The sequence below is a fragment of the Mycobacterium szulgai genome (genome assembly GCF_002116635.1).
Classification (GTDB): Bacteria; Actinomycetota; Actinomycetes; order Mycobacteriales; family Mycobacteriaceae; genus Mycobacterium; species Mycobacterium szulgai.
This window is the reverse complement of record NZ_LQPW01000044.1, coordinates 1-8,170: the sequence shown is the minus strand read 5'-3', so window position 1 is coordinate 8,170 and position 8,170 is coordinate 1. Positions and strand designations below refer to the sequence as shown.

Here is an 8,170-nt window from a genome sequence, read left to right as displayed (position 1 = left end):
GACTGGAGCTACGAGCGTTGCAGTCACGCCGAACAACAGCTTTGGGCCCAACTGTCGGTGTTCGCCGGCAGCTTCGACCTGCCAGCCGCCCACCACATCAGCTCTGAAAGCTCCGAAAGCAGCGACCATGGCGCCGGCAACCCGGCTACCACCGCAGACGACACCTTGAGCCAGTGTCTGGATCGGTTGTCTGCGCTGGTGGACAAATCCATCTTGACTCGCATCGACCGCGGCACGACCGTGCGCTTCAGACTCCTCGACACCCTGCGTCAATACGGACGCCAGCGCCTCAGCGACACCGCATATCACGCGCTGCGCCGCCGCCACGCCGCCTGGTACGAACAACTACTGAACCAGGTCCGCACCGAATGGTGGGGACCACACCAAATCCAGTGGTATCACCGCCTCACCGACGAGATGCCCAACCTGCGCGAGGCCCTGGGATTCACCCTGTCCGAATCCCCAACCAGCGCTGTGCAGATGATCGCCGCCCTCCGCCCCATGTTGACTACCTGCGGAATGCTCAGCGACGCGCGACACTGGGTCGAATTGGCGCTATCGGCGACGGCGCAGGAATCCCCGGCAGCCAGGATCGACGTGCTCTGCGAAGCGGTACATATCACCGCCATACAAGGCAACCTAGACGCCACCGCGGCCCGGGTAGCTGAGGCGCGCAAGTTACTTCAGGGGCTAGACAACCCGAAGATACGAGCTCGAATCGACGTCGCGGATGGGTTCGCATGCATACTCCGGGGCGACCTTGAGCATGCGCGCGACTGCTATCGCCGAGCTCTGCATGCACTCGACGCCTACGAGGTGCGGGTTCTGTCGATGATGATGCTCGGCTGGATGGCCCAAACGGCGGACGACAACGACCAGGCACTGGACTGGTTCGAACAGGCGCTCGCCCTCGCCGATTCCGTCGGCGACTCTGTGCAGCGCTCACGTGCGTTGGCGTTTGTCGGGATGAACCGGTGGCGGCGCGGTGAAGTGCAACTCGCCCAACAGCCGCTCCGGCAGTGTCTCGAACTGACCCAGCGCATAAACGACCCATGGACCGGTGCGCCCATGTTGGCGGTAATCGCATGGGTTGCGGGATCCTGCGACGATCCGCACCGTGCCGTCGTCTTGATGGCAGCTGCCGCCGCAGTATGTCGCGCGTGCGGTGCCTCGACGAGCATTTTCACCCAGGTAGGCGACTGGCACGACGAATGTGAGCGGCGCGCCCGCCAACAGCTCAGCCCCGAGGAGTTCGACGCCGCCTGGCGCCAAGGCGACGCAATGACCTTCGACCAGGCGGCAAGCTTCGCCCTCGCCGAAGACGGCTGACAACCTCCCGGTTTCGGTATGGGCCGATGTCAATGTCGGCATCCGCCGAACTGCGCGGCACTCGACTCATAACGAAATCAAACCCGCACAAAAACGCTTTTAGGCGTTTCACGGGATTGCCGCAGCGCGCATTTCGCAGTGCGCCGAGAATGTTGCACCTGGAATAACCACGTCGACCGTCACGCTCCCATTCACGACGTCTCACGCCGCCATTAGGAGGCCCGTACCGTGCGACTCGGCAAGAATGGCTACCGCGCAGCAGCACCGCGATCGGCGACCTATTAGCGCTGGCTGACACCGGTGAGTATTCAGAAATCCCATGCGAAAGTCCCGCGGCGCCCCCAAAATGAGCACTAGTAATACCGGGTAGCTGGGAGGGACCAGAGAATCGATGGCGCAAGACGATGTCCAGTTCGGCGTCCTCGGGCCATTGGAGATGAGTATCAATGGTACAGCTGTACCGTTGGGTACCCCTAAACAACGCGCAGTGCTGGCGATGTTGCTGATCAATCGCAATCGACCGGTCAGCGTCGATGCGCTGACGGGCGCAGCGTGGGAGCAGGGACCTCCTGCCGGAGCCAGAGCCACGCTGTCCTCATATGTGTCAAATCTGCGTCGGCTCTTGGCGGGCGCCGGTGTCGAAACCCGCGCGCTGTTGGCCAGCGCACCACCCGGCTACCGGCTCGCAGTTCCCGACATGCACTACGACCTCGGCCGATTCGCGGCCGAAAAGACTGCCGGTGTGCGAGCCGCCGCCGATGCGAGATTCGAGCAGGCTAGTGAACACTTCTCGGCCGCGCTTGCCGAGTGGCGTGGTCCGGTACTCGATGACCTGCGCGACTTCAATTTCGTCGACGCGTTTCAAATGGGACTGGTCGAGGAAAAGATCGTCACACACATCGCTCGCGCCGAAGTCGAAATTGCTTGCGGCCGGCCCCGTTCTTTGATCGGTGAGCTCGAGAGCCTGACAATCGACCACCCCTACCGAGAGGCGCTTTGGGCCCAGCTGATCACCGCTTACTATCTGGACGACCGCCAATCGGATGCGCTCGATGCTTATCACAGACTTAGGGATAACCTCGCCGACGACCTGGGCGTCGACCCCGGTCCCAAAGCGCGTGCGCTATACGAACGAATCCTCAGCCAGCGACCACTTGATATGCGCAAGGCCGCGCAATCGAATGCTGACGACACCCTTAGGACCCTGTCGGAGTACCCGCCCGCGCCTGCGGGCAGCACTCGCGGCCCCCTATTGCGCGACGCAAACCAACGCACCTATCGACTGGCCGCCACCACCACCCGCATAGGCCGCAGCCCGGACAACGACATCACCCTGTCTGGCGCCAAAGTGAGCCGTCACCACGCCGCGCTCGTCGACACCGGCTCCAGTTTCGTGATAGTCGACTTGCGATCGGCAAACGGCGTTTACGTTTCGGGGCGACGTATCCTCGCCAGCACCACACTGAGCGACGGTGATCGGATAGGCATAACCGAACACCAGTTGATCTTCGAAAGCGCCTCCCATGAACCCGTTACCGACCAGTAGCACCCGGTAAGGCGCGAGCTTCCTGATTCTTTTCAGTTGAACGCCAACATGTTTGGGGGACGGCGCTCCGTTTGGGGGCGACGCCTCCAACTGCTCTGAGCAGGCGAACACTCTCAGCACGCAGGATTCGTTAAGGATCTATACAAGACGAATCCGATATTGGAATCATGGAAGTACAAGGCGGCCCAAAGCTCACGGGCGAATTGCCACGCATATCGGACCCTTCGGCACCTTCTGCAAGCTCTCACCCGGCTCTGTCTGGGGTCGTTGCTTGCCGGCTGCGGATTCATCGTCCAGACAGTTGCCTTTGCCAACGCGCGGCGCCGGATACGTATCTCGTTGTGCGAAGCGGATTTCGAGGCCGCTCGATCAGCTCGCGGCTCCGCCATCGCGCTTGTGATTAACAGATCGCAGGAAAGGTGCGGAAACGATGAACCAGGGTTCCAGCGCCAGTCAGCTGCTCTCTACCGAACCCACGCGAGACGGGCCGCGGCCGGACGTGACGGGTATCGCGTTTGCCGCCGACGACCTGGTGCGAATCGTCGGCTGCGTTCGTCACCCGGCGCAGGTCCTACGCGATGAACAGACCGGGCAGCTGGGCCTGGCTGCGGATGGCGATGGATCGGCGGCATCCAGGCAAATCACCCTGCTCGGTACGCTGCCGCCGATATATCCGGAGTGGCTTGGGGACCGGACCTTCTGTGCGGCCCATGGGGTGCGCTTCCCCTATCTGACCGGGTCGATGGCCAACGGAATCGCCACGCCGAGGCTGGTGATCGCGATGGCGAAGGCGGGAATGCTGGGGTTCTTCGGGGCGGGCGGTCTGTCCTATCCCAGTGTGGAACAGGCATTGTCGACGATCGAGGAGGGACTTTCCCCGGCTGCCGGTCACGTGTGGGGCGCCAATCTCATCCACTCGCCCAACGAGGCATCACTGGAAAACCGCGTGGCCGAACTCTTCATCTCCCGGGGTGTCCGCAAGGTCGAAGCCTCCGCCTTCATGAGGGTCACCCCCTCGGTGGTGCACTATGCACTGCACGGTCTATCGACCGATCCAGCGGGCCGCGTTGTCCGTACGAACAGCGTCTTCGCCAAGGTCTCTCGTCCCGAAGTGGCCTGTCAATTCATGGCACCAGCGCCGCCTGCAATCGTCTCCGCGCTGGTGGAATCGGGCAAGCTGACCCACCGGGAAGCCGAGCTCGCGCGGTATGTCGCGGTGGCCGAGGACATCACCGTCGAAGCAGACAGCGGAGGGCACACCGACAACAGGCCCATGCCCGCGCTGCTACCCGAAATCATCACGCTCCGTGACACTCTCGCCGCGCGATACCGACTACAGAGACCGGTGCGGGTCGGCGCCGCGGGCGGCTTGGGCACGCCACAATCGGTTGCGGGTGCGTTCGCCATGGGCGCCGGCTATGTCATGACGGGCTCGGTGAACCAAGCCTGCATAGAGTCCGGTCTGTCTGAGCAGGGACGCAAGCTCCTGGCCGACGTCGGCATTGCGGATGTCATGATGGCTCCCGCCGCCGACATGTTCGAACTCGGCGTCGATCTGCAAGTACTCAAGCGCGGCACCATGTTTGGGCCACGCGCCAAGAAGCTCTACGAGCTGTACGTCAGCAAGCCGGCCCTCGACGCGATCGTCGGCCAGCAACGTCGAGACTTGGAGAAGATTTTCGGCCAGAGCGTCGAGGAAGTCTGGTCGCAGACAGAGCAGTTCTGGCTCCAACGTGATGCCGCGGTCTTGGAGCTGGCCGCGCGGGATCCGAAATTCCAGATGGCGCTGCTCTTCCGATGGTACCTGGGCAAATCGAGCCGGTGGGCAATCGGCGGCGAAACCCACCGAACGCTCGATTACCAGATCTGGTGTGGGCCTGCGATGGGTGCCTTCAACAGCTGGGTCAGGGACAGCTTCCTGGAACCGCCTGAGCAGCGTGAGGTTGTTCAAGTCGCCCTCAACCTGCTCGAAGGGGCCGCACAGGTCACTCGGGCACAGCAGGCCCGCACGTGCGGAGTTCCCATTCCTCCGAGAGCATTTCGCTTTACACCCCGGCGGCTATCGGTCGAGGAAAGCAGCTGAAATGGTCACCGCGCCACCCAAGCCGACACTGCTGCCCTGATCCAACCCGTGGTGCGAACACAAGCGTCCGATCGATGTCCAACTCATCACCAACAACGAAAGCGAATGCCGAAAATGTCTAGCCGCCCCCCCATCGCCGTGGTCGGTGTTAGCGCCCTGTTTCCCAATTCGCCTGATGCCGAGCATTTTTGGCGCAATATCGTTGACGGGGCCGATCTCCTCTCCGATATTCCCGAATCGCACTGGCGTATCGACGATTACTATGACCCGGGCTTGGGCACGCCCGACAAGATGTATGCCCAGCGTGGCGGCTTTCTTCCTTACGTCGACTTCTCCCCCGCCGAATTCGGAATCCCTCCCAACGTTGCGCCGGCCACCGACACCGCGCAACTGCTCGCCTTAGCCGTTGCCAAGCAGGTCCTCGAAGACGTTGCGGGAGCCGATCTCTCGCGGGTCGACCGAGAACGCGTCTCGGTGGTGCTCGGTGTCGCCAGTGCCACCGAAATGGTGGCCCACATGTCAGGCAGGCTACAAGCACCGGTGTGGCAGAGGGCACTTCGCGGCGCCGGGATAGCCGACGAACAGCTCGAGTCGTTCAACCAACAGATCGCGGCCGCATATACGCCGTGGCAGGAGAACACTTTCCCGGGATTGCTGGGTAACGTCGTCGCGGGCCGCATCGCAAACCGATTCGATCTCGGTGGAACGAACTGCGTAGTAGACGCTGCCTGTGCGAGCTCCCTTGCGGCCGTTTCAATCGCCCTCAACGAACTGTATCTGGGCGACTCAGACATGGTGATCACCGGCGGGGTCGATGCTCTCAACGACATCCTCATGTTCATGTGCTTCGCAAAGGTTACCGCCCTATCCCCATCCGGGGACTGCCGGCCATTCTCGGACAAGGCGGACGGCACGATGCTCGGCGAGGGGCTCGCGATGATGGCGCTGAAGCGTCTGGACGACGCTGAGCGAGACGGCGATCCGATATACGCCGTGATCCGCGGGATGGGCACATCGTCGGACGGCCGCGCAAAAAGCATCTATGCACCGAGCGCGCAGGGGCAGGCTAAGGCGTTGCGCCGGGCTTACGAAGCCGCCGGGTATGACCCGGGAACCGTCGGGCTGCTGGAGGCGCACGGGACAGGAACCAAAGCCGGTGATCTCGCCGAGTTTTCGGCACTGCGAGAGGTTTTCGATCTCTCTGGACGTCAAGATCGGCAGTGGTGTGCGCTCGGCTCGGTGAAATCACAAGTGGGCCATACAAAGGCCGCCTCAGGCGCTTGCGGACTGTTCAAGGCCGTGATGGCGCTGCACCACAAGACTCTGCCGCCGACTATCAAAGTGGATCAGCCCAACCCCGCCCTCGACATGGACAGCTCACCGTTTTACCTTCCCACGCAGTCACGGCCCTGGATTGCGGATGAAGGGGCTCCGCGGCGCGCTTCGGTCAGTTCGTTTGGCTTCGGCGGCACCAACTTTCACGTGACGCTTGAGGAGTACACCGGCCGTGCGGGCCACGCCAGACGCCACCGCTCCTGGAAGTCCGAACTCGTGGTGCTCGGTGCTGCCACAGCGGCCGCCCTGAGCGGCGAGGCAACTCGCTTGTCAGCCTCGCTGGTGGACGACAAGGACATGTTGCGCTACATCGCTCACCAGACCCAAACTAGCTATGACCCATGCCGGCAACACCGCTTGGCTTTGGTCGCCGACGATTGCGCGAGTCTTCGTGCGATGTTGAGTGAAGCCGCCGGCAGGCTCGCCGACGGAACCACCGCGGCACAGTTCGCCTCCCCGAAGGGCTACTTCTATTCCGCGCAGCAGACCGGACCGGTCGCGTTGTTGTTTCCGGGTCAGGGCAGCCAATACGTGGGCATGGGCGCTGACATCCCGCAACTTTTCGAGCCGGCACTTTGCCCCTGGGAGACCGCCCGCGCCGCACTGCTGGAAGCGGACTTCGATCTGCACCGGATCGTATGGCCCAAGCCGGCTTTCAGCGAACAGGACCGCGCACGACAAGCCACCACGCTGACCAGAACCGAATGGGCACAGCCAGCCATCGGTGCGCACAGCCTGAGCCTGCTGCAGATCGTTCGCGCCCTGGGCATCAAGTCCGTCGCGGTGGGTGGTCACAGCTTCGGCGAGGTCATGGCGTTGTGCGCCGCGGGGGTGTTCGACGACGAGGCGGCACTTCGCATAGCCCGCAAGCGTGGTGCCCTCATGGCCGAGGCGGCCCGCGACAGGGCCGGGACGATGTGTGCGGTTTCGGCGCCTTGCGAGATAGTTGGAGCGCTGCTCGACCAGTGGGGGCACTCGGTCGTGATCGCCAACCACAACAGTCCAACGCAAGTCATCCTGTCCGGCACCGCGGATGCGATCGCGGACGCTGTGCGCAGACTGTCGGAGATTGGCATCAATTCGACGCAATTGAACGTAGCCACTGCGTTCCATTCCGACATCGTCGCTCGGTGCTCAGTGCCGTTCGGGACCTATCTGGCTGATATCCCCTTCCAGGCACCGGTCGTACCGGTGTATGCCAATGCGACCGCAAGGCCCTACGACGGCGATGCCGACACGATGCGCGCAACGCTGGCCGAGCAGATCGCCCAGCCGGTTCGGTTCGTCGAGCAGGTGCGCTCGATGTGGGTCGCAGGTGTACGCACATTCGTAGAAGTCGGCCCGGACGCTGTGCTGACCAATCAGGTGGGTAAGTGCTTGGAGGGCCTGCCACACCACGCCATAGCTCTTGACCGCAAGCGCACGAATGGAATTCGCGCTCTCTGGCTTGGCCTTGCTCAGCTGGCGGCGGCGGGAGTGCCGATGAATTTCGCTGGCCTGTGGAGCGACTTCCACACGGTCGAGGATCCACGCACCCGGCAAAAGCCCAAGCTGACATTGAAGATCAATGGCGCCAACTACGACAAGCCGCAGGTCGACCATCAACCGGCGAGTTCGGCCCAAGACGCGCAAACCACCGCAGCGCCGTGTGCTGCGCCATTGAAACCGTTAGTCGCAGAGGTTATTCCACCTCCTCCGATGCCCGCTGCGGCGCCGGCGGAGCCGGCGGCCCGCGCGATCGCGCAGCCGGCAGCGCCGAGCGTGGGCACCGATCTGGTCACCGACATGCTCGACGTCGTCGCCGAAAAGACCGGCTATCCGGTGGAGATATTGGACCTGTCGATGGCACTGGAAGCCGACCTCGGCATCGACTCGAT

4 protein-coding genes are annotated in these 8,170 nt (G+C 62.9%); all 4 read left to right on the top strand.

Going from position 1 to position 8,170, the window contains the following annotated elements:
• A partial coding sequence (locus AWC27_RS30920) for an ATP-binding protein (RefSeq protein WP_342744509.1) occupies positions 1 to 1,329 on the top strand: 1,329 nt, incomplete at its 5' end.
• Between the two features lie 391 nt (positions 1,330 to 1,720).
• Positions 1,721 to 2,875 carry a BTAD domain-containing putative transcriptional regulator gene (locus tag AWC27_RS09755; RefSeq protein WP_085670297.1) on the top strand — a complete coding sequence of 385 codons (1,155 nt, stop codon included), beginning with the start codon at positions 1,721 to 1,723 and terminating at the stop codon, positions 2,873 to 2,875.
• Positions 2,876 to 3,305: 430 nt separating this feature from the next.
• Positions 3,306 to 4,958 (top strand): PfaD family polyunsaturated fatty acid/polyketide biosynthesis protein, encoded by a 1,653-nt coding sequence (locus tag AWC27_RS09750; RefSeq protein WP_085670296.1) that lies wholly within the window; start codon positions 3,306 to 3,308, stop codon positions 4,956 to 4,958.
• Positions 4,959 to 5,072: 114 nt separating this feature from the next.
• The coding region (locus AWC27_RS09745) for a type I polyketide synthase (protein WP_169726747.1) at positions 5,073 to 8,170 on the top strand (3,098 nt) is incomplete at its 3' end.